The organism is Pseudoalteromonas sp. Z9A4, from assembly GCF_011378845.1.
In the GTDB taxonomy this organism is placed as follows: domain Bacteria; phylum Pseudomonadota; class Gammaproteobacteria; order Enterobacterales; family Alteromonadaceae; genus Pseudoalteromonas; species Pseudoalteromonas arctica.
The window spans coordinates 26434-50255 of record NZ_WTLA01000007.1 but is presented as its reverse complement, the minus strand read 5'-3'; the positions used below and the strand labels follow the sequence as shown (position 1 = coordinate 50255).

Sequence of the window (23822 nt, the reverse complement as noted above, 5' to 3'; positions counted from 1 at the left end):
GCTAATGACAGCGCAATTTGAACACGTATCCGTATTAATGGACGAAACCATCGATGCCCTCGCAATTAAGCCAGACGGTATATACATGGACGGTACGTTTGGACGTGGCGGCCACTCTGGACAAATATTAGCACGCCTTGGTGATAAGGGGCGTTTGCAAGCTATTGACCAAGATCCACAAGCGATACAATCAGCCGAAAAATTTGCTGACGATCCACGCTTTGCAATTGCACATACTCGTTTCTCAAACTTATACGAAGTAGCAGAGCAAAACGATCTGATTGGTAAAGTGGATGGCATTTTATTAGACATTGGTGTTTCGTCGCCACAACTTGATGACGCTGCGCGTGGTTTTAGTTTTATGAAAGATGGTCCACTTGATATGCGTATGGACCCTACAACAGGTCGTAGTGCCGCACAGTGGTTAGCAGAGGCCGAGTTAGATGATATTACCCACGTAATTAAAAAGTTGGGTGAAGAAAAGTTTGGTAAACGCATTGCGCACAAAGTGCTTGAAGTTCGTGAGCACACGCCAATCACAACTACCAAGCAACTTGCTGACCTTGTCGATGAAGCAGTACCGGTAAAAGATAAGTTTAAGCACCCTGCAACACGTACTTTTCAGGCTATTCGTATTTACATTAATAGTGAACTTGAAGAGATTCAAACTGCGCTACAGTCAGCTGTTAAAGTGCTAAAACCAGGCGGACGTTTAGTGGTGATTTCGTTTCATTCACTAGAGGATCGCATTGTAAAACAGTTTATTAGAAAACAGAGTCGGGGAGAAGTGTTACCCAGAGGTCTGCCTTTAACTGACGCACAAATAAATAAAAATTTGACGTTAAAAGCAGTGGGTAAGGCTATTAAGCCAAGTACTGTTGAAGTAGAACGTAATCCACGTTCTCGTAGTTCTGTACTTAGGATTGCACAGAGGTTGGGATGAGTAAAAAAGCGAGCTATCGGCAACCTAATTTATTCTTTGAAATATTAAAAGGCCTAGGAGCTAACAAGCTAACCTCGGCCTTGTTGGTTGTGATATTCGCTTCTAGTTTAGCTGTTGTGCAAACAACACACTTAGCTCGTGGCCAACTTATAAAGCAAGACCAATTATTACAAGAACGTGATGAACTCGATTTAGAGTGGCGCTACTTACTTGTTGAGGAAGAATTTTATTCGCAACATGCACGCATTGAAGAAGTCGCCATATCACAATTAAAAATGAAACGACCTACGAGTCAAGATGAGCAGGTAATAATAGTACAATGAGAAATAGAGGCAAAAAACCAGTCACTAATTTAATCACATGGCGCTTTATGCTGGTGTGTACAGTTGTGTTTATGGTGTTTGTAACACTCGTATCTCGCGCCGCTTATCTGCAAGTGATAGAACCTGATAAAGCACGTTCAGAAAGTGATAAACGTACAGTACGCGTTGAAAAGCTCCATGTACAACGCGGAATGATTTTTGACCGTAACGGTAAAGAGTTAGCGGTAAGTGTGCCTGTGGTAAGTGTATATGCAGATCCTAAAGCATTACATAAATCACTTGTCTCCAAAGTGACCAAACAAGCGCATAAAAACGGTGAAGACCATTTATCATTAGCAGAAAACACTGCTGAACTTGATAAACGTACTGCACTTTATTATAAAAATGACTTACGCTGGCGTGAGCTTGCAGATGTACTGCGTATTGATCCTAAAAAGATTAATTCTCGCCTTTTAAACGATCCTTCACGTCGTTTTGTGTATTTAAAGCGCCAAGTTACCCCTGCTGTAGCAAATTATATTGGCGATTTACGCCTGCCTGGTATCCATTTACTAGATGAATCTAAACGTTACTACCCCGCAGGTGAAGTTACCGCGCATGTTATTGGTTTTACCAATATCGATGGTAAAGGCATTGAAGGCATTGAAAAGCTATATGAAAACGCTTTAACGGGCGAGGAAGGCCGCCGTACTATTCGTAAAGACGCCCAAGGGCGCGAAGTAGCAGTACTTGACGAACGTGAACGTGTAGAGCCTGAAAGCATAGAGCTAAGCATTGACCAACGTATTCAAGCTATTGCGTACAAAGCTGTTAAATCAGCAGTACTGACTTACAAAGCCACATCGGGCTCAGCTATGGTAGTTGATGTTAAAACCGGTGAAGTACTGGCAATGGTAAATAGCCCTTCATTTAATCCAAATAACTTAAGCGATGCTGCACCTCATAAGCGTCGTAACCGCGCAATTACCGATTTGTTTGAACCAGGCTCAACTGTTAAGCCTCTAGCCATTTTGGCTGGGCTAGACTACGGCGCCATTCAGGCAGATGATACGATTGATACCTACCCAGGTTGGATGCGTTTAGGCGGTAGTTTAGTTAGAGATACCCGAAATCACGGTGAACTAACACTGCGTGAAATATTAAAGTACTCTTCAAATATGGGGGTTGCTAAAGTAACGCAATTAGTACCTAAAGATTACCTTGTTGGTTTATACCAAAAAGTAGGATTTGGCAGTGACACAGGTACTGGCATGGTGGGTGAAAGCAGCGGTTTGTTTTATCCTAATCGCCGTTGGTCTGACTTTGAAATTGCCACTTTATCGTTCGGTTATGCGATTTCGGTAAGTACTGCACAAATGGCACGTTTTTACGCCATGTTAGGCGCTGGTGGAGTTAACCGACCTCTAACTATTTTAAAGCAAGATAATGTACCTGAAGGCGAACGTATTTTTAAACAAAAAGACGTAGAAGCCGTAGTGCACATGATGGAAAGTGTATTTGAAAAAGACGGTACTGCTCGCAACATAAAAGTTGATGGGTATCGTGCTGCTGGTAAAACAGGTACATCTAAAAAAGCCGTAGCAGGTGGTTATGGTGATGAATATGTAGGTTACTTTGCAGGTGTAGCGCCGGCAAGTAATCCTCGTTTAGCCGTGGTAGTTATGATTAATGAACCAGGTGGTGATGTGTACTATGGAGGTGCCACCGCAGGCCCTGCATTTGCAGAAATCATCTCTAACGCATTGAGAATATTAAACGTAGCGCCAGACAAGGAAGAGGTTGCATACATACAAGGTAAGGATAACGATGCGTGATTTAAAGGATATTTTAAAATACATCGAAATAAATGCGCCCTCGCAACTGGTAAAACATTTACGCCTTGATAGCCGTGAAGTAACGCCAGGTGATGTATTTGTTGCTATTAAAGGCCATGCACTTGATGGCGGTCAATTTATTAATAAAGCAATTGAAAATGGCGCAACAGCTATTATTGCTGACAGATTATGTGAATTTGAAACAAGTTTTGAGCCACTATATTTAGTCTCTGAGCTTGATAAAAGGCTTCCAGAATTAGCAAGTCGATTTTATAGCCAGCCAAGTCAGGCCCTTGATTTAATTGGTGTAACAGGTACAAATGGTAAATCAACCACCACAGCAATGATTGCCCACTTAGCGCAATTTTGCAGTACTGATTCGGCTATTATTGGCACTTTAGGTTATGGTCATCCGGATAACTTAATTCCACTGATTAATACCACACCTTCAACGGTTGATTTACAACATATTTTGAGTGATTTAAATTCGCAGCATAAAAAGCTGGTAGCCATGGAAGTGTCATCTCATGGATTAGTGCAGCAGCGTGTTGCTAAATGCGCGTTTAAAGCGGCTGTGTTTACTAATCTTTCGCGCGATCACTTAGATTACCATGGTGATATGGCAAGTTACGGTGATGCGAAACTAATGCTTTTCCGTGATTTTGAGCCGCAAGTTGTAGTGCTTAATCAAGATGATTCTCAAGCTGAGCAATGGCTTGAAAAGTATGATTTCAATAACCTAATCTGTTATGGCCGCAAAAACTTAGCCCCTAAGAATGCTCAGTACGTTTATTTTTCTGATGTTGAATATTCAAGTGAAGGTATTTCGGCTCAGTTATCGACTAGTTGGGGTGATATATCGATTAAATCGCCTCTGTTTGGCGAATTTAATTTATATAACTTAACGGCCGCGATCGCTACATTACTAGGGCTTGATTATCCGCTTGAGCAATTAGTTGCAGGTTGTGCGCAGTTACAGCCAGTAGCAGGGCGAATGCAAGCATTTAGCCAAGCAGGCATGCCGACGTGTGTTGTTGATTACGCACATACACCCGATGCACTTGCACTTGCATTACAAGCATTGCAGCTGCATGTGCCAGGTGGTGTAAGTTGTGTATTTGGTTGCGGTGGTGACAGAGACAAAGGAAAGCGTGCATTGATGGCGCAAGCTGCAGAGCAAAACGCTAATAAAGTTATTATTACCAGTGATAACCCTCGCTCAGAAAACCCTGATGACATTATTGCAGATGTAGCAGGCGGTTTAACCCATCCTCGAAATGCACATTTAGAGGCTGATAGAGCAACTGCAATTCGTTTTGCTATAGAAAATGCTACAGCTGATGACGTTATTTTGATTGCAGGTAAAGGCCACGAAGATTATCAAATTATAGGCGATAAGCGAATCGACTTTTGCGATCGCCGGTATGTACAAGAACAACTAAAAAAAGCAGTAAGAGGGATAACACAATGATCCCAATGGATTTTGATTGGTTAGCTAATGTGCTAACAACCGATTATCAAGGTGATAATCAACACGTGCTTAATATAAATACTGATACTCGTACAGTGTGCGATGGTGAAGTGTTTTTAGCACTGAAAGGGCCAAATTTTGATGGTCATAAATTTATAGCTGAGGCTAAACAAAAGGGCGCTATTGGCGTTATTGTTCAGCACAAAGTTGATGTAGATATTCCACAATTTATAGTAAGCGATACACGTATTGCACTAGGTGCAATTGGCACCGCTGTTATGGCACAAGTGGCGCCTAAAACAATTGCAATTACAGGGAGTGTAGGCAAAACCACCGTAAAAGAAATGTGTGCGGCAATTTTGTCGGTTCACGGTGATGTATTAGCTACTAAAGGTAATTTTAATAACGATATTGGCGTGCCACTAACATTGTTACGCTTAGAGCCACAACATCGCTTTGCTGTTATTGAGCTTGGCGCAAACCACTTAGGTGAAATTGCCTACACCACAGCAATGACAAAACCAGATGTGGCGGTAGTATGTAATGTAGCTGCAGCCCATTTAGAAGGTTTTGGTAGTTTAATGGGCGTCGCAAAAGCTAAAGGTGAGATTTTTGATGGCCTTAAAGATGACGGTGTTGCGATTGTTAACTGCGATAGTGAATTTAGCCAATATTGGTTAGATAAGCTTGAAGGGCGTAATGTTAAACGTTTTTCTACAACTAAAAAACTAGATATTTGGGCAGAGAACATCACGCTTGATGCCAATGCGCGTGCAAGCTTTACGCTTTGCACTAAAAACAAGCAAGTACCTGTTACTTTGGCACTTCCGGGTAAGCACAATATTAGTAATGCACTTATCGCTGCTGCACTGACTAGTGAATTTAATGTAACCCTTGAAGAAATAGCCAATGCACTTGCCACAATGGGGGATGTAAAAGGGCGCGTTAATTTAATTGAAGTGTCTGATTTACTCACCGTGGTTGATGATACCTATAATGCCAATGTTAAGTCTGTAAAGGCTGCGATTGACTTGTTAAGTGATATGCAAGGTCATCGCATTTTAGCACTCGGAGACATGGGTGAGCTAGGTGAAGATGCACGTAAGTACCATCAAGAAGTTGGTGAGTACGCACTTGAGCAAGGGATTGATGAGCTATTTACATTAGGTGTATTAAGTAAATACGCAAGTGATGTGTTTGAACTACCTAATCGCCACTTTTCGAGTCGCGAACAGATGCAGCAAAAAATTCAAGAAAGTATTAATAAAGTGAATACTAAAACAACAATAGTAGTGAAAGGGTCGCGCAGTTCTCGCATGGAATTATTAGTAACCGATTTAGTTAATGGCCAGCAACAAGCCATCAATGGAGTATCATAATGTTAGTTTGGCTGGCAGAGTATTTAACACAGTATTTTAGTGGTTTTCATGTTTTTTCGTATTTAACGCTACGTGCCATTTTAGGTATTTTAACTGCGCTAATTATGTCTCTTTATTTAGGGCCTAAATTAATCCGTAGTTTGCAACGTATGCAAATAGGTCAAACAGTTCGAGACGATGGTCCGCAGTCACATTTGTCAAAATCGGGCACACCTACCATGGGTGGCTTACTTATTTTAGCAGCTATTTTTACCAGCACGCTCCTATGGGCTGATTTATCGAATAAATATGTATGGGCAACGCTGTTTGTAATTGGCTCGTTAGGTATTGTTGGCTTTGTTGATGATTACCGTAAAGTTATTCGTAAAGATCCAAAAGGTTTAATTGCTAAGTGGAAGTACTTTTGGCAATCGGTGATTGCATTAGTTGTGGCCACTGCCTTGTACTTTACCAGTGCACAAGCGTCTGAAACATCACTTGTTGTTCCATTTTTTAAAGACGTGTTACCGCAATTAGGTTTGTTTTATATCGTGCTTACGTATTTTGCGATAGTAGGTACATCAAACGCGGTAAACCTGACCGATGGCTTAGATGGCTTGGCGATTGTGCCAATTATTTTGGTGGCTTCAGCATTGGCAATTATTGCTTACTTAACAGGTAACATTAACTTTTCGGCTTACTTACATATTCCACATTTACCGCTGGCGAGTGAGCTTGTGGTTGTGTGTACTGCCATTGTGGGCGCAGGGCTTGGCTTTTTATGGTTTAACACGTACCCAGCACAAGTATTTATGGGCGATGTTGGCTCATTAGCACTTGGTGGCGCATTAGGTATTATTGCTGTTTTAGTACGCCAAGAATTACTGCTTATTATTATGGGCGGTGTATTTGTAATGGAAGCGCTATCGGTAATATTACAAGTGGGGTCGTATAAATTACGCGGACAACGCATTTTTAGAATGGCGCCGATTCATCATCATTATGAATTAAAAGGTTGGCCAGAGCCTCGCGTTATTGTGCGCTTTTGGATTATTTCTGTTGTGCTAGTGCTTGCTGGCTTAGCTACTTTAAAGATTCGATAAATGCAGTATTTAAACGAGATAAAAAACAAACAAATAACAGTGCTCGGACTCGGTGTAACCGGTCTGGGCATTGTGCGTTTTCTATTATCTCATGGCCTAACACCAAAGGTCGTTGATAGCCGAGTAACCCCGCCGGGGATTGATTGGTTAAAAGAGCACGCGCCAACTCTAGATACCCACTTCGGTAATTTGGATGACGTAGAGCTTTGTTCAAGCGATATGATTATTATAAGCCCTGGGCTTAGCTTAAAAATACCAGCTGTTGCAGATGCAATTAACGCAGGTGTTGAAGTGATTGGCGACGTTGAGTTATTTGCACGTATTAATTCAAAACCTGTTGTTGCAGTAACGGGCTCTAACGGTAAATCAACCGTGGTTACGCTCGCTTATGAAGTGTTAAAAGAAGCCGGCTATAAAGTTGCTTTGGGTGGGAATATTGGCACAGCGGTACTTGATTTACTCAATGATGATTTTGATGTGTATGTGCTTGAGTTATCGAGTTTTCAGTTAGATACCACAACGAGTTTAAAACCAGTAAGTGCAACGGTATTAAATGTGTCAGAAGATCATCTTGACCGCTACGACAGTTACCAAGCTTATATAGACTCAAAGCTAAGTATTTATAATTTTGCAGAGCTTATTGTTGTCAATGCAGACGATAGTCAAACACATCCAGTTGAGCGCGGTACAACCCCTTTAATTAGCTTTGGTGCTCAACAAGGTGATTACCATTTAGCGCAGCACAATGGCGAAACTCACTTTATGGTTAAAGGCGATGCCTTTTTACCTGTTGATACACTTGCGGTAGTGGGTAAGCACAATTATTTAAATACGCTTGCAGTAATGGCGCTCTTAAGTCCGTTTGAAGTAAGCAAAGAGCAATATAAAAATGCATTAGGTCAATTTAATGGTTTGGCTCATCGCTGCCAATTTGTAGCTGAGCTTAACGGTGTAAAGTATTTTAACGATTCAAAGGCAACTAATGTTGGAGCGACCATTGCTGCAATAGATAGTTTAGCTAGTGACGGTGAAAATCTGATTGTTATTGCTGGTGGCGATGCCAAAGGCGCTGATTTAAATGCGCTTAAACCTTACATAGAGCAGCATGTAAAAGCATTAATTTGTTTTGGTAAAGATGCAAGTGACTTAGCTGCGATTACCAATAAGAGCTATTTAACTAACAACATGGAAGAGGCCGTTACTCTAGCCAAAGTACTTAGTAGTACTGGCAATATTGTTTTGTTAGCACCGGCATGTGCCAGTATTGATATGTATAACAATTATATGCAACGCGGCGATGACTTTGTTCAGTGCGTAACGGAAGGGCAATTATGATTGCTTTTGCCGATATAAGAGATGCACTAACACCTAAACCTTCTAATCAACTGTACGACGTACCGCTGTTGTACTGCGTAATCATGCTAATTGGTGTTGGTTTCATAATGGTGACCAGCGCATCAATGCCTACCGCAGAGCGGTTATTTGATGACCCATACCATATTACCATTCGCCACAGCATGTTTTTGGCAATGGCTTTTGTTCTTTTTTGGATAAGCGTTTGTGTGCCAATGGAGTGGTGGAAACGATCAAACCCTTATCTATTAATACTAGGCATGGTGCTATTAATAGCGGTATTGATTATTGGGCGTGAAGTAAACGGCGCTAAACGATGGATACCTATTGGACCTGTTGGTTTTCAGGTGGCTGAGGCCGCTAAGTTGTACTTTTTTAGTTATATTGCGGGTTATTTGGTAAGAAAACGCGAAGAAGTACAAGAAAATATTAAAGGCTTTGCAAAGCCAATTGCTGTATTTGCAGTGTATGCACTGCTTATTCTGCTGCAGCCAGATTTAGGCACAGTGGTTGTTATGTTTGTAACAACGGTTGGTTTATTGTTTTTAGCTGGTGCTAAGTTATGGCAGTTTTTTGTACTTATTTTAACGGGCGTTGGTCTGGTTGTATTACTTATTATTGTTGAACCATATCGTATGGCACGTGTTGTTGGCTTTTTAGACCCTTGGGATGATCCTTTTGGCAAGGGTTATCAGTTGGTGCAATCGCTAATGGCTTATAGCCAGGGTGGTTGGTTTGGTCAAGGCTTAGGTAACAGTGTACAAAAGCTACAATATTTACCTGAAGCACATAACGATTTTATTTTTGCCGTTATAGGTGAAGAACTTGGCTTAATAGGCGTTGTAAGTATTTTAACGGTATTAGCTACTTTAGTATTTAGAGCCTTATTAATAGGCCAACAAGCCCTTAAGTGCGGCAAGGAATACGAAGGCTACTTTTCATTTGCCATTGGTATTTGGTTTGCATTTCAAACCATGGTGAATGTAGGTGCGAGCGCGGGTATTTTACCGACGAAGGGTTTAACCCTGCCGTTTATTTCTTATGGCGGCTCAAGCTTATTAATTATGACGATTGCCACGGGTATTTTATTACGCGTAGATTTTGAAACCAAAATGGCAACCAAACAAGCCACCTCACGCGGAGGTAAGCGATGAGTAAAAAATTAGTAGTAGTGGCTGGTGGAACTGGCGGACACATTTTTCCCGGTATTGCAGTGGCCGATTATTTAAAACAGCAGGGCTGGCAAGTTAGCTGGATCGGCACACCAGATCGAATGGAAGCGAGCGTTGTACCTAAGCACAATATAGATATTAATTTTATTAATGTTAAAGGTGTTCGTGGTAACGGATTAAAGCGTCTTATTAAAGCCCCATTCATGGTAATTAATGCAGTATTGCAGGCGCGTAAGGTATTGAAAGAACAGCGTCCTGATGTAGTACTTGCAATGGGCGGTTATGTTACGGGTCCAACGGGAATTGCCGCAAAAAGTTTAGGTATCCCGCTGGTTATTCACGAGCAAAACGCTGTAGCGGGTATGAGCAATAAACTGCTAGCTAAGGTGGCTACACGAGTATTAGCTGCATTTCCAAGTGCTTTTGCACAGGGTCAAGCCGAGCTAGTAGGTAACCCAGTTCGCCAAAGCGTTATGAATATAGCCAAACGCGATGTATCAAGCCCTATTAATATTTTAGTAGTGGGCGGCTCGCTTGGTGCACAAGTGCTTAATCAAACATTACCAGAAGCATTTAAAGTACTAAATAATACAGCTCCAATAAGTGTATGGCATCAAACAGGTAAGGGTCATTTAACTACCGTAGAAGCCGCTTATAAAATGTATGCTTTTACAGGCAGTAATACAAAAATAGCTGAATTTATTGATGATATGGACGCAGCATATAACTGGGCTGACATTGTTGTTTGCCGTGCTGGTGCGTTAACTGTTAGCGAAATTGCAGCGGCAGGTAAAATGGCCGTTTTTGTTCCGTTTCCACATGCCGTGGACGACCATCAAACAGCTAACGCACAATATTTAGTGATGGCTAATGGCGCATTATTAATGCCACAAGGGCAGTTTAATAAACAATCAATTGTTGAACTATTAAGCCCGTATTTAGCCCAACCTTCATTAATTACTGAAATGGCTACAAATGCAAAAAAACAAGCCATTTTAGATGCCACAGCAAGCGTAGCAACGCACTGTGAGCAAGTAACAAATAAGAGAAAATAAGTGAAAGAAACGTCAGTACAAGAAAAACACACACGCCCTGCAATGCGCCGAATAGAAACCATTCACTTTATTGGTATTGGTGGAGCAGGTATGGGCGGTATTGCTGAAGTACTCGCTTTTGAAGGCTACCGTATTACAGGTTCTGACATTGCCCATAGCGCTATGACAGATCGTTTAATTAAAGCCGGTGCTGAGGTATTTATTGGCCATCATGAAAATAACGTGAAAGATGCCAATGTAGTCGTTGTTTCAAGTGCGATTGATGAAACAAATCCTGAAATTATTGCAGCTAAAGCCGCAAGAGTTCCCGTTGTGCGCCGCGCAGAAATGTTGGCTGAATTAATGCGTTTTCGCCACGGTATAGCGATTGCGGGGACGCATGGTAAAACAACGACAACAAGCTTAATTGCGAGTATTTATGGACAAGCAGGGCTTGATCCAACCTTTATTATTGGTGGCTTGTTAAATAGCGCAGGTAGTAACGCAAAAGTAGGCAAAAGTGATTTTTTAATTGCAGAAGCTGATGAAAGCGATGCGTCGTTTTTACACTTACAGCCAATGGTATCGGTGATCACAAATATTGAAGAAGATCACATGGATACTTATGGCGGCAGTCTTGAAAAAATGAAAGACACGTATGTAGATTTCATCCATAACTTGCCGTTTTATGGTTTAGCTGTTGTATGTATTGATTCTGAAGTTGCTGCTGAACTTATCCCGCGTTTTGGTCGCCCAGTTATCACGTATGGCGAATCGAAGGATGCTGATTACCGCATGAGCGACTTTAGCCAATCAGCTAATACATGCAGATTTACAGTAACTAACAAGCAAGGTGAGTGTTTAACTGCCACGTTGAATATGCCAGGTAGACACAACGCACTTAATGCAACCGCTGCGATTGCTGTGGCAAAAGATCAAAACATTGCGAATCATGCAATTTTAGAAGCGCTGCAGAAGTTTGAAGGTATTGGTCGTCGTTTTCAACACTATGGTGAATTTGAAAACGAGCGTGGCAATGTGATGTTAGTTGATGATTACGGGCATCATCCTTCAGAAGTTGCAGCAACAATTGCAGCAGTACGTGAAGGTTGGCCTGATAAGCGTTTAGTAATGGTATATCAACCTCATAGATTTTCCCGTACACGCGACTTATACGAAGATTTTGTAAAAGTACTTGCTGATGTAGATCAGTTGCTACTGCTTGATGTGTATAGCGCTGGTGAAGATCCTATTGTGGGCGCAGACAGCAAAAGCTTATGCCGTAGCCTTCGTCAACGTGGCAAAGAGCCGCTGCATGTGGCAACAAATGCAGAGCTTGCAGGCGTTTTGGCCGCAAATTTACAAAATAATGATTTAGTATTAACCCAAGGCGCTGGTAATATAGGTCAGTTAGTTAAAACATTAGCTGCGACGGGTATGTCGATAGAAAAACTTAAGCAAGGTGAAGTATGACTCAGGTAAACACACAGTTTGGTAAAGTAGCGGTACTGCTAGGTGGTAAATCAGCAGAACGTGAAGTGTCTTTACGATCGGGTCAGGCTGTTTTAAATGCGCTGCAAAATAGTGGCATTGATGCAATTGCATTTGACCCACAAAGTCGTTCTTTGTGGGAGTTAAAAGAATTAAATGTAGAGCGCGTTTTTATTGCTTTGCATGGTCGTGGTGGCGAAGACGGAACTGTACAAGGTGCTCTTGAATTTATGAACCTGCCTTACACGGGCAGTAATGTACTGGGTTCAGCACTTGCAATGGATAAAGTACGTTGTAAGCACTTATTTAAATCAGCGGGTTTAAGCACTGCACCTTATACCGTAGTTGACGCTAAAAAAGGCTTTGACGCTGCAGCTATTATGGGTGAGTTTAAAAAGGTAATGGTTAAGCCATCGCACGAAGGCTCAAGCATAGGTATGGCGCAAGCAAGTACAGCACAAGAACTTGAAGACGCACTAGCTAATGCATTTAAGTTTGATAATCAAGTGCTTGTAGAGCAGTGGATCACGGGACGTGAATTCACAGTTACAGTGCTTGGCGATGAAGTACAACCAGTCATTGAAATGACTACGCCAAATGGTTTTTACGATTACCAAGCTAAGTATCAATCAAATACAACGCAGTATCATTGCCCTGCAGATTTATCAGAGCAAGATACTAAGTACTTACAAGCTATATCGCTAGATGCATTTGATTTAGTGGGCGCAAGTGGTTGGGGTCGTGTTGATGCGATGCAAGACGAGCAAGGTAATTTTTACCTGCTTGAAGTAAATACAGTACCAGGCATGACTGAAAAGTCGTTAGTGCCAATGGCGGCAAAAGCGAATGGGGCAACTTTTGAACAATTAGTTGTTCGCATTTTAGAGCAAACGCTTTAATATGCATCCCCTTTTAGAAAAAGCTCAGGAAATCAAACTGAAACTTAATTGGTCTTTGATTTTTGGTGTGAGCTTTTTTCTGATTGTTGTAATTGGCTTAGTGCAAATTACGACAGGTGTATCGGATTGGTTAGTTGAAAACAAGGATGCTCAAATTAAGCACCTTACAGTGCAAGGGCAGCCTAAATACACAGATGAAACGGCAATTATAAAAGCGATTAAAAAAGCCGATTTAAGTAGTTTTTTTGAACTTGATGTTAAGCATGTGCAGCAGCTAGTACAAGACTTGCCCTGGGTTGCTACCGCTTCGGTACGTAAACAATGGCCTGATACTATACAAGTATATGTTGTTGAACATGAAGTAGTAGCACATTGGAATAGCGACTTATTGCTCAACCAAAGTGGTCAAGCATTTCAAGCCAACAGCGATAAGTTAGATGATAACTTACCGCAGTTATACGGCCCAGAAGGCAGCGAAGAGGAAGCGTGGATTGCTTTTAAGCAATTTGATGAAATGCTAAAAGTTAACGGCTTAACGTTAACAAGTTTGGCATTGTCGGAGCGCTTTTCGTGGCAACTATGGTTAGATAACGGAATACGTTTGAATTTAGGACGTAAAGATAAAGCCAAGCGTGTACAACGTTTTATAGACGTTTATCCACGAATGGAACAACGTGCAGATGCACAAGTAGATACAATAGATTTACGGTATGATACCGGCCTTGCAGTCAGCTTTAAGCCAGTGCAAGAAGAACAATTACAAAATAAGAGTAAGGCATGACTAAGTCAGCAGAAAGAAACCTAGTAATAGGGTTAGACGTTGGCACCTCGAAAGTGGTTGCCACGGTAGGCGAAATCACCGCAGATAACAAGCTCAGCATTGTTGGTGTGGGCAGCCAAGTATCTCATGGTATGGATAAAGGCGGCGTTAACGATTTAAACTTAGTGTCTGAGTCTATTCGCCGAGCAATAGATGAAGCCGAGCTAATGGCTGATTGTCGTATTAGCTCTGTGTATTTGGGTATTTCTGGCAAACATATACAGTGTCAAAACGAAAGTGGCGTGGTGGCAATTAACAACACTGAAGTCACTGACGAAGACATTGAAAATGTAATTCATATTGCGCGCTCTGTGCCTATTTCGGCAGAGCGTAAAATGCTGCATGCATTGCCGCAAGAATACAGTATCGACATGCAAGAGGGCATTAAAAACCCACTTGGTATGAGTGGTGTTCGTATGGAAGCGCGTGCACATATTATTACGTGTTCAAACGATATGGCAAAAAATATCGAGAAATGCGTAGAGCGCTGTGGTCTTGAAGTTGATCAACTTATCTTTACTGCTTTAGCATCATGTTATTCAGTGCTTACGCCAGATGAAAAAGAGCTTGGTGTTGCAGTACTTGATATAGGGGGCGGTACTATGGATATCACCATTTATATTAATGGTGCATTGCGTCACTCTGCGGTTATTCCAGTGGCGGGTAACCAAGTTACTGGTGATATTGCAAAAATATTTCGCACACCTATATCACATGCAGAGTCACTCAAAGTACAATACGCATGTGCCAGTAGCCAAATGGCAAGTAGCGAAGACACAATTGAAGTACCAAGTGTGGGCGGGCGACCAGCAAGGTTAATGTCGCGCCATACATTATCTGAGGTGGTAGAGCCTCGTTTTAGAGAATTATTTGAGCTTGCGATGGAAGAAATTCGTCGTTCAGGCTTAGAAGACCAAATTGCGGCAGGTCTCGTTATAACAGGCGGAACTGCTAAAATGACTGGCGCGATGGAAGTGGCAGAAGATATCTTCCAAATGCCAGTAAGAATAGGCAAGCCAATCGGGATGGTTGGTTTGACAGACTATGTAGATGATCCTTCGTACGCAACCGCTGTTGGTTTGTTACAATACGGGCGTACCATGCAATCGATGAATGCACAAAAGTCGAAAGCAGAGGATAACAATAATTGGTGGAACCGCATTACTAAATGGTTCCAAGGCGAGTTTTAAGACTCAAGTCGGAGAGTAAACATGTTTGATATAATGGAACAACACAGCGAAGAAGCTGTAATAAAAGTAATCGGCGTGGGCGGTGGTGGCGGTAACGCTGTTGAGCACATGGTTAAACAACAAATAGAAGGCGTGCGTTTTATAGCCGCTAATACGGATGCGCAAGCATTACGTAACTCTGCTGCCGATATTACAGTTCAGCTAGGCACGCAAATAACCTCTGGGTTGGGTGCGGGCGCAAACCCTGAAGTAGGCCGTAAGTCGGCTGAAGAAGATGCAGATACAATTCGTGCCAGTCTTGAAGGCGCCGATATGGTATTTATTGCAGCCGGTATGGGCGGTGGTACAGGTACTGGTGCAGCACCAGTAGTTGCTAAAATTGCTAAAGAACTCGGTATTTTAACCGTTGCAGTTGTAACACGTCCTTTTGATTTTGAAGGTAAAAAACGTGCAGCAGCCGCTGAACAAGGCATTAATGAATTGTCAGAAATTGTAGATTCACTTATTACAATTCCGAACAATAAATTGCTTAAAGTTTTAGGAAAAGGGACTACACTTCTAGATGCCTTCGCTAAAGCTAATGACGTATTATTTGGTGCGGTACAAGGTATAGCAGAGCTAATTACACGTTCTGGTTTAATTAACGTGGATTTCGCCGATGTTAGAACTGTAATGTCTGCAATGGGTACTGCAATGATGGGAACGGCGTCTGCGTCAGGTCCTGATCGTGCACAAGAAGCAGCAGAAGCGGCTATCTCAAGCCCACTACTAGAAGACGTTGATTTAACAGGTGCTAAAGGTATCTTAGTTAATATCACCGCAGGTATGGACATTGCGATTGAAGAATTTGAAATTGTTGGTAATCACGTTAAAGCACTTGCGTCAGAAAACGCAACGGTTGTTGTTGGTGCGGTAATCGACCCAGAAATGACTGATGAGCTACGTGTAACGGTTGTTGCAACTGGCTTAGGCGGCGATCGTCGTCCACAGTTTGGTATTGTTGATAACGGCTTTAAAAAAGCATCAGGTTCTGATGTTGCAAGCACATCAAACCAAACGAGCAGCATGTACGTACCAAGCTTTGCAAGCCAAGATACAAATGCTGAAGAAAGCACTGATAAAGCGCAAACGCAAAGCAAAGAAAAAGCGCCTTCAACTAGTTCAAGCAGTGCATCAAGTTCTTCAGCGCAAAACAGTAAGAAAGTAGATAAATCAGAAGGCGGTGATTATTTTGATATTCCCGCTTTCTTACGCAAGCAGGCTGATTAATATTTAATCATACTTTTGTTTGATATACGTACAAATATTGAAAGGCAAAAGGATTTATGTTAAACTCCGTCGTCTAACTGTAACTGATTTAAAAGTGAGCATACCTATGATTAAACAGCGTACGATTGCAGAAGTAGTCAAAGCCATAGGAATTGGACTTCATAAAGGTGAGAAGGTCACAATAACTCTCCGACCTGCGAGCGCAAATACTGGGATTGTATTTCGTCGTGTCGACCTTGATCCGGTTGTTGATTTTGAAACAACACCTGAAGCCGTTGGTGATACGCAGTTGTGTACCTGTTTAATTAACAAAGATGGTGTTCGCTTATCAACTACTGAGCATCTTATTGCAGCCGTGGCTGCAATGGGGATTGATAATCTAATTGTAGAATTAGATAGCTCAGAAGTGCCGATTATGGATGGTAGTGCATTACCATTCATATATCTGTTACAAAAAGGCGGAATTGAAGAGCAAAACGTTGCTAAACGCTTTATCCGTATTAAAGAAAAAGTACGCATTGAAGAAGGTGATAAGTGGGCTGAAGTTGAACCATATGATGGTTTTCATATCGACTTTGAGATTGCATTTAACCACCCAGCTATCAATGAAAGTCGCCAACGTATTGGGTTGGATATAACAACGCAAAGCTTTATTGAAGAAATTAGCCGTGCGCGTACTTTTGGATTTATGAAAGATATTGAATACATGCATGCAAACAACCTAGCGCTAGGTGGTAGCATGGATAGTGCTGTGGTACTTGATGAGTTCAAAGTTTTAAATCCTAACGGTTTACGTTATAGCGACGAGTTTGTTAAGCATAAGATATTAGACTGTGTTGGTGACATGTTTATGACAGGCCATAATCTTTTAGGTAAAGTAACTGCATTTAAATCGGGTCATGATTTAAATAATAAATTACTTCGTAAAATTATGGCTACAGAGTCAGCATGGGAGTGGGCAACATTTGAAACGCCTGTGACGATGCCTGCACCCGGTCTTGAGTTAGCTCCAGCCTAAAAGCAGTAAAAGAGCAGCTCGAAAAACAGTTATAAAAAATGACGCTAATTAGCGTCATTTTTTTGCGTGAAATTTAATAGCTCTATAATTTATTATAACTCCAAAAGAGCTTGTAACTGATTTAAACTAGCTACGGTATAGGTTGGCTTTATTCCGTCGGCTAATTGCTCACCAGGGTGCTGTAACCAGCAAGTATCAATACCAACATTGTTGCCGCCAAGTATGTCACTTGCAGCAGTATCACCCACCATAAGTATCTCGCTTTTATCTGGGTTACCCATTAGCTCAAATGTGTGCTCGAAAATCGCTTTATTCGGTTTTGCTATACCTACAAGTTCAGATATAACTAACCATTCAAACATATCTTTTAAGCCAGTATGCTCAAGGCGTACGGTTTGTAAGCGGGCAAATCCGTTAGTAATAATACCTAATCTAGTATTTGGTTTAAGTTTATTTAAAAGCTCAATAGCACCAGGTAATGGCTCGCAAATTTGCGCCATAGAATCTAAAAAAGCATCGTTTAGCTCTTTTGCTGGCACATTAAGTTTTGAAGCCCACTCATTAAAGCGTGTTACTTGTAAGTAATCTGCGCTAATAGTGCCATTTTGATAATCAACCCACAGCTGCTTATTGGTTTTTTGATAATGAATATAATCGTCTTGGCTAAAATCTACGTTGTAAGCTTTAAACATGCGAGTCATGCCCGCTAAAATATCAAACCTAAATAAGGTTTCGTCTGCATCAAACAATATATAGTTGTACTTCATTAAACTTCCTAAATTAATTTGTTTGGCTGTATAGCTCAGGGTGTAAAAAAGGCGCCATAGCTAAAGTGAGTGCTTGTGTATAGGTACTTTCGCGCGTGGCATGATTGTTGGTAAGTAGACCAATAGCGCCACCTTTTTGTTTAACGTTGGTGGTATTAAATGCTTTGTCCATTACATCGCCAAGTTCTTCACCTTTAAGTAATGCATTATAAAGTACTTGGGGTAGAGGAAGGTTGCTGCTACGCCCTACAACTTGATTTAAGGCATTATCAATAACAACGTAAGCAAAGGTTGCTGCACCATAGCTAAATTGTTCTGCACCGCCTTCCATTGCAACGTAATAGTGAGCTTGGTGGTGCTCTTTACAATAATTAACACGGTTTTGCGCGCCAATACGTGTTTCGTCTTCGCCAATAGGCTGATCGGGCACGTCTGAGGGAGCATTCACACCTTCACAGTCAATGATACATTCTGGAAAATACATAGTAAAAATATGTTTAGCGGCATTTATTTTTACAGGATTTTTAGAACCGACAATAATTTTTAATTGTTGTGACATGCTGATCTCACCTTGAGCAAAATCAGCAGTGTACGTGAGTTAGCTTTAACAAAAAAGAGTCGGTAATCAAATAGGTAAATCGAGTGGTGCTAGGTTTTCCAGTGCACGCTTTTTCAAAATAATATCTTTAATTAATGGGGTAAGCACAAGCTCCATAGCCAAGCCCATTTTGCCGCCTGGTACTACAAGCGTATTAATACGAGACATAAAACTGCCTTCGATCATGCGTAAATAATAAGGAAAATCAACATCATCAATCCCTCTAAAGCGAATAACGACAAAGCTTTCATCTAGCGATGGAATATCTTTGGCACTAAATGGATTTGAGGTATCAACGGTCGGCACACGTTGAAAATTAATATGGGTGCGAGAAAACTGAGGGGTTATATGATTAATATAATCATCCATACTGCGTACAATAGAGCCCATAACCGCTTCGCGGGAGTGGCCTCGTTCGGATGTATCGCGTATTAATTTTTGAATCCATTCAAGGTTAATAATAGGTACCATGCCTATTAATAAATCGACATGCTTTGCAACGTTTACATCTTGATCAACTACACCACCGTGTAACCCTTCATAAAACAAAATATCAGTATTACTATCAAGGTCTTGCCAAGGAGTAAATGTACCCGGTAATTGATTGTATGGGACGGCTTCATCAAAGGTGTGTAAGTATCGGCGTAACTTACCTTGGCCTGTTTCACTATAGTTTTCAAACAACGCTTCTAAAGCACCAAAGTCATTTGCTTCTCGGCCAAAGTAACTAATGTGTTTATTTTCTTGTTGTGCTTCACGTACTTTTTTATCCATTTCAGGGCGAGTGTAACGATGAAAGCTATCTCCTTCGATAAAAGCCGCTTCAATATTAAGGCTACGGAAAATATGTTTAATTGCATTGGTTGTGGTGGTTGTACCCGCACCAGACGAACCCGTAATCGCAATAATAGGATTTTTAGCTGACATGTTAATTCTCTTTTTTAGGACCAGGTTTTATAACCAGACTAAACTTAACATTATTTTAAGCCGTTTGGGTATCTTAAGAGTTGACTGACTTAGCTCAAGTGACGCCATCAGCAAATAACGTTATCATGAGGTGCTTAAAATTAAAACGAGAGAAAGCATGAAACTTATTAAACCATTACTTGGGGTCTTTTCTATAGCAGCGCTTAGCCCAATTATGGCGCAGGCTAGCATGCCAAAAAGCCAAGTATTACTTGCTGATTTAAATACACCTTTCGGGGTACAAGTTAGTATAGTGAGTGATAAAAACAGTTATAACAACCAACCGTACTTAACAAGTACAGGTTTATACTTTACTCATGAGGTGATTGCAGGTGAGCAAAGCCAAACCGATATTGCTTATTATGATTTAACATCAAAAAAAGTTATTAATATCAGTAACTCTCCCGTAAGCGAATATTCACCAACGGTTATGCCAAGTGGTGATACAGTATCAGCGATTGTTGTAGAGGCAGATGGTAAGCAAAAACTGTGGCAATACCCACTCAAAAGCGAAGATGCGCCAAGTCGTATTTTTGATTGGATTGAACCTGTTGGGTACCATGCATGGGGTGTTCAAAATGATTTAGTAATGTTTATTTTAGGAAAGCCTCATACTCTTCAATATACTTCTGTTGCACAAGCGAAGGGGAAAATAGCTGCCAGTAATATTGGCCGAACGCTTATTTATAACAACTCTACAGCTGCATTTTTATTTAGTTACACTAAAAACGAGCAACATATTTTAGCGAGTTTTAATCCACAGGATAAACAAGTTGAAGACCTACTAAGGTTACCTGCTCAAGTTCAAGATTTTATTTTGAAAGATGATGCAACTATCGCTTATGCTATTAAAAACCGCGTTTATCAGCGTAAACTTGATGGAAGTGATGAAGTATCGCAATGGCTTAATTTAAGCACCTACTGCGAAACAAATATAACAAGAATGAGTTACAACAATGAAAAACTCGCTTTTGTATGTGATATAACGCAGTAAAGCAGACAAATAAATTCAGATTTTATTGTGTGTATGCGTTAATCTAATACGCAAATTAACTAATAGGGATTACACGTGGCTTATAGTGCAGACGAGCTGACAGAACAGCTCATTAAATTACAGTGTAGAAGTAATTTTAAGATTAAAAATATTGCAGAGTACATGTTAGTAAACTCTAAAGAAGCATTTTATACCCACAGCGAAAGCGGTAAGGGTAAAATAGTAATTCGCCCAGCATTTGAGGTGTTTAGCGATGACTTTAGTGATATTGATGGCGTAACGCGTGCGCAAGGCTACTTTCATAGCAGCGAGATGACACGCTTTCCTACACGTATTTTTAAAAGTGCTCAGCCTATTCACTACGGTGTGGCATTTAAAATAAACTCTGAGCAAGCAGCAAAAGACTTTATTGCTAAGCTAACGATGATTATTGGTAATTAATAAAGCAAAAATATAAACGTAAAAAGCCGCTGAATTTATATTCAGCGGCTTTTGTGTTTTTATAGCTTAATAAACCTAAGGGTTACTTACTTTTTAAGAAGCTATTAACCGATTCTAGTTCACGTGTTTTAAGCGCGATACAATCGTTTGTACTTTCTTCAAGCTTACTTAATGTACGAGCGTAACCGGCTACATCAGCTACTTTTTCGTTAAAAAAGGTCTTTGTTTTAGCTAAGCTTTCTGCATTACAACTCGCCGTTGTAAAGTACGGTAAGTTAGGAATAAAGAAAGGCGGTAAGCTTGCTGTTACTTTATCGTAGTTACTGTAAACCCAGTCAATAAATAACGCTTGGCGCTCATCTGTATAACTTTGACCTGACAAAATAGTACGCATGTCAGAGGCAGTTACTTCATCCGTTAAGCTATAAGCTAATACCGCTTTTTGTAATTCAGGTTTACCAAAAAAGCCCATTGCAGCAAGCATGTTAGTGCGTACTTGTGGATCTTTCGTTGTTTTAAACGTTGTCATGAATTGATCAAGCAGCGCTTTGTCACCATGAAAAGCAGCAAGAGTTAAGTACGTACCCGCTAAGTAAGGGTCTACTTTTTGTGGATCATTTAAATAAACTTGTGTTTGTTCTTTCGCTTTACTGATTACGTTTTGATCTTCACCATCAAAACCTAAGCGTGATACAACGGCCGCACGAAGTTGTGCAATAGCTCCGTCTTCTCCCGCTTTAGCTTCTAAACCATATTTTTTAGCTGCAGGCGTTACTGCATTACGAATAAATTCAGGCCATAGGTCTTTATTGCTATCGTCTTTAAAAGTACGTTGTTGCGATACTAAGTAACCTAGTGCGGTATTTGCTACGCGAGGATGGCTATCGCTTACGAACACTTCAAGTGTTTGCATTAACTTAGCAGCAGATATAACACCAGCGTCAAGTAGTGCATCAGTAGCCGATAACAACGCTAAGCGTTCACGGTCACTCAGTACGCTTGGCGCCTTTTTAACAAGTGCGCTAAATTGTGCGTCATCCATTACCCAGCGGTAGTAGCCTAGTGCACCCTGATCTGGATAAATCCATTCTGGCTCAAAGTCTAAGTCTAGCGTTTGGCTTTGTTTATTAAGTAATACATTTGCTGTTTTTACTTTATCGCCAGCACCATATTTAATTGCAACCGGTACATTCCATAACTGCTCTGGCGCATCAACGCCTGCATTTACAAAGCGGCTTTGTGAAATAGTTACTTTGCTACCTTGTTGAGTTACTTTAACTAGTGGGAAAGAAGACTGTTCAATAAACGATTTTAAAACACTCGCTACGTCTTTATTTGATGCTTTACCAAGTGCTTCCCATAGGTCGGCCGCTTCTGCGTTTTTATATGAAAACTCTTTTAAGTAGCTTTGAATACCTTTTTGAAATGCATCTTCGCCAATCCAGTTTTCGACCATAGCAAGTACTGAGCTGCCTTTACTGTAAGCAAGACCTAAACCATCCATAATGTCGGCTTCGGTTTTAATTGGCTTACGAATAGGCTTGGTGCTTAGGCGTGCATCAAGTGCCATTACGTTGTTTTGTGGTAAGTCTAAGTGCGATTCAAACTCAGGGTTAAGCTGCTTAGTAATTTTAGCTGCCATCCAGCTAGCAAACGCTTCGTTTAACCATAAGTCGTTCCACCATTTCATGGTTACTAAGTTACCGTACCATTGGTGAGCCAGTTCGTGGGCAATAATAGATACATTACGCTGTTTTTTACTGCGTGTTGCGGCAGCTAAATCAACCAATAAAATATCTTCTCTGTAGGTTACTAAGCCTGAGTTTTCCATTGCGCCGAATGGAAACTCTGGCACTGCTACTGAGTCTAATTTTTTGTAAACGTAAGGAATACCAAAATACGCTTCAAGTGCGCCCAGTACTTTTGGCATGTTTTCTTTTGCGTATTGGGCTAAGTGAATTTTACCTTGAGGGGTAATTACACGACCAGGAATTGGCATACCTTTAATTTCTAATTCTTCAAACGGGCCAACAGCCATTGCTACTAGGTATGAAGGGATTGGCGGTGTTTTATCAAAAAAGTGTGTGGTCATATCGCCATTAACTGTTGTTTTTAACTCTGGCGTATTTGAATATACTTTTTGTGATGTAGGCGCAGTAATCGTTAACTGAAATGGAATTTTGTAACTTGGCTCGTCAAAAACAGGAAATGCACGGCGTGCATCACTCATTTCAAATTGAGTAAATAAGTAAGGAGTGCCTTGGTCTAATGTTTTGTATAAACCAACACTTTGACGGTTATATGGCGCTGAAAAATCAACTTTAAGTGTATATTTACCTGGTTGAATTTGCTCATCACAGCTAAATTTTACTTTACCTGTTTTAAGCATTTCGTTGTTTAAATCACAGTTTTCGTCGCCAAGCAGTTGCGCCATTTTAACAGCGTAAGCTACGCCATTTAACTCAATGTATTTTGTTGGTTTTAGTACTTCTAGGGAAATCTCAGTCATCCCTGTGAATGTATCTTGGCTCGGGTCGAGTGTTAACGACACCTGTTGTGAACTTGGTTTTGCGAGTTTTTCAATAACGAATTCGTTAGCGTTTGCAGCACCCATTGCTAAAGCAACGCTCACTGTTAAGAGGCTTTTAAGAAACATAGTGATCCCTAGATTGTTGTTGTTAGAAACTACCCTAAATAGGCTTTTTTATGCTCATATAATTAGGGGGTTAGATATCCTAACAGTTTTTTTAAATAGAGTAATTGATTATAACGGTGACTTTAAGGGGAAATAGTAACAA

At 40.8% G+C, this 23822-nt stretch carries 21 protein-coding genes; 17 read left to right on the top strand and 4 right to left on the bottom strand.

Going from position 1 to position 23822, the window contains the following annotated elements; genetic code table 11:
• The first annotated feature begins 4 nt into the window (after positions 1-4).
• The 15 genes from rsmH to lpxC all read left to right on the top strand — a co-directional run bounded on the left by rsmH (position 5) and on the right by lpxC (position 17258).
• A complete protein-coding gene (rsmH, locus tag GQR54_RS07445) occupies positions 5-943 on the top strand; it encodes a 16S rRNA (cytosine(1402)-N(4))-methyltransferase RsmH (protein WP_166377017.1) in 939 nt (312 codons plus the stop codon).
• A complete protein-coding gene (ftsL, locus tag GQR54_RS07440; RefSeq protein ID WP_007582915.1) occupies positions 940-1266 on the top strand; it encodes a cell division protein FtsL in 327 nt (108 codons plus the stop codon). Before rsmH ends, ftsL begins: the two co-directional genes overlap by 4 nt.
• Positions 1263-3080 (top strand): penicillin-binding transpeptidase domain-containing protein, encoded by a 1818-nt coding sequence (locus GQR54_RS07435; RefSeq protein WP_166377016.1) that lies wholly within the window; start codon positions 1263-1265, stop codon positions 3078-3080. The genes ftsL and GQR54_RS07435 overlap by 4 nt, the downstream gene beginning before the upstream one ends.
• Positions 3073-4551: a UDP-N-acetylmuramoyl-L-alanyl-D-glutamate--2,6-diaminopimelate ligase gene (murE, locus tag GQR54_RS07430; protein WP_166377015.1), complete on the top strand. Its 1479-nt coding sequence runs from the start codon at positions 3073-3075 to the stop codon at positions 4549-4551. Before GQR54_RS07435 ends, murE begins: the two co-directional genes overlap by 8 nt.
• Complete coding sequence (gene murF / locus GQR54_RS07425; protein ID WP_166377014.1) at positions 4548-5930, top strand: UDP-N-acetylmuramoyl-tripeptide--D-alanyl-D-alanine ligase; 1383 nt, start codon at positions 4548-4550, stop codon at positions 5928-5930. Before murE ends, murF begins: the two co-directional genes overlap by 4 nt.
• Positions 5930-7012 carry a phospho-N-acetylmuramoyl-pentapeptide-transferase gene (gene mraY, locus GQR54_RS07420; RefSeq protein WP_166377013.1) on the top strand — a complete coding sequence of 361 codons (1083 nt, stop codon included), beginning with the start codon at positions 5930-5932 and terminating at the stop codon, positions 7010-7012. The genes murF and mraY overlap by 1 nt, the downstream gene beginning before the upstream one ends.
• Positions 7013-8347, top strand: a complete 1335-nt coding sequence (gene murD / locus GQR54_RS07415) for a UDP-N-acetylmuramoyl-L-alanine--D-glutamate ligase (protein ID WP_166377012.1) — start codon at positions 7013-7015, stop codon at positions 8345-8347.
• On the top strand, positions 8344-9519 hold the full coding sequence (gene ftsW, locus GQR54_RS07410; RefSeq protein WP_166377011.1) for a cell division protein FtsW: 1176 nt from the start codon (positions 8344-8346) through the stop codon (positions 9517-9519). Before murD ends, ftsW begins: the two co-directional genes overlap by 4 nt.
• Positions 9516-10592 (top strand): undecaprenyldiphospho-muramoylpentapeptide beta-N-acetylglucosaminyltransferase, encoded by a 1077-nt coding sequence (gene murG, locus GQR54_RS07405; RefSeq protein WP_166377010.1) that lies wholly within the window; start codon positions 9516-9518, stop codon positions 10590-10592. The genes ftsW and murG overlap by 4 nt, the downstream gene beginning before the upstream one ends.
• On the top strand, positions 10593-12044 hold the full coding sequence (murC, locus tag GQR54_RS07400) for a UDP-N-acetylmuramate--L-alanine ligase (RefSeq protein WP_166377009.1): 1452 nt from the start codon (positions 10593-10595) through the stop codon (positions 12042-12044). It begins immediately after the preceding gene.
• Complete coding sequence (locus GQR54_RS07395) at positions 12041-12961, top strand: D-alanine--D-alanine ligase (RefSeq protein WP_166377008.1); 921 nt, start codon at positions 12041-12043, stop codon at positions 12959-12961. Before murC ends, GQR54_RS07395 begins: the two co-directional genes overlap by 4 nt.
• A gap of 1 nt (position 12962) precedes the next feature.
• Positions 12963-13742, top strand: coding sequence for a cell division protein FtsQ/DivIB (locus GQR54_RS07390; protein ID WP_166377007.1), 780 nt, complete (start codon positions 12963-12965; stop codon positions 13740-13742).
• On the top strand, positions 13739-14971 hold the full coding sequence (gene ftsA / locus GQR54_RS07385) for a cell division protein FtsA (protein ID WP_010554299.1): 1233 nt from the start codon (positions 13739-13741) through the stop codon (positions 14969-14971). The genes GQR54_RS07390 and ftsA overlap by 4 nt, the downstream gene beginning before the upstream one ends.
• Before the next feature lie 21 nt (positions 14972-14992).
• A complete protein-coding gene (gene ftsZ / locus GQR54_RS07380) occupies positions 14993-16240 on the top strand; it encodes a cell division protein FtsZ (RefSeq protein WP_166377006.1) in 1248 nt (415 codons plus the stop codon).
• A 106-nt stretch (positions 16241-16346) separates the two neighbouring features.
• Positions 16347-17258: a UDP-3-O-acyl-N-acetylglucosamine deacetylase gene (gene lpxC / locus GQR54_RS07375; RefSeq protein ID WP_007582940.1), complete on the top strand. Its 912-nt coding sequence runs from the start codon at positions 16347-16349 to the stop codon at positions 17256-17258.
• A gap of 92 nt (positions 17259-17350) precedes the next feature.
• Here lpxC and yjjG read toward each other — a convergent pair whose 3' ends face one another.
• The 3 genes from yjjG to GQR54_RS07360 form a co-directional block, all read right to left on the bottom strand.
• A complete protein-coding gene (gene yjjG, locus GQR54_RS07370; protein WP_166377005.1) occupies positions 17351-18025 on the bottom strand; it encodes a pyrimidine 5'-nucleotidase in 675 nt (224 codons plus the stop codon).
• Between the two features lie 13 nt (positions 18026-18038).
• A complete protein-coding gene (yjjX, locus tag GQR54_RS07365) occupies positions 18039-18584 on the bottom strand; it encodes an inosine/xanthosine triphosphatase (RefSeq protein ID WP_166377004.1) in 546 nt (181 codons plus the stop codon).
• Positions 18585-18650: 66 nt separating this feature from the next.
• Complete coding sequence (locus tag GQR54_RS07360) at positions 18651-19550, bottom strand: phosphoribulokinase (RefSeq protein WP_166377003.1); 900 nt, start codon at positions 19548-19550, stop codon at positions 18651-18653.
• 157 nt (positions 19551-19707) lie between these two features.
• Here GQR54_RS07360 and GQR54_RS07355 point away from each other — a divergent pair, with 157 nt between their 5' ends.
• Positions 19708-20583, top strand: a complete 876-nt coding sequence (locus tag GQR54_RS07355; RefSeq protein WP_166377002.1) for a hypothetical protein — start codon at positions 19708-19710, stop codon at positions 20581-20583.
• Positions 20584-20658: 75 nt separating this feature from the next.
• Positions 20659-21024 (top strand): hypothetical protein, encoded by a 366-nt coding sequence (locus GQR54_RS07350; RefSeq protein WP_007579906.1) that lies wholly within the window; start codon positions 20659-20661, stop codon positions 21022-21024.
• A gap of 82 nt (positions 21025-21106) precedes the next feature.
• Here GQR54_RS07350 and GQR54_RS07345 read toward each other — a convergent pair whose 3' ends face one another.
• Positions 21107-23680, bottom strand: a complete 2574-nt coding sequence (locus GQR54_RS07345) for a M1 family metallopeptidase (protein WP_166377001.1) — start codon at positions 23678-23680, stop codon at positions 21107-21109.
• Between the last annotated feature and the right edge of the window lie 142 nt (positions 23681-23822).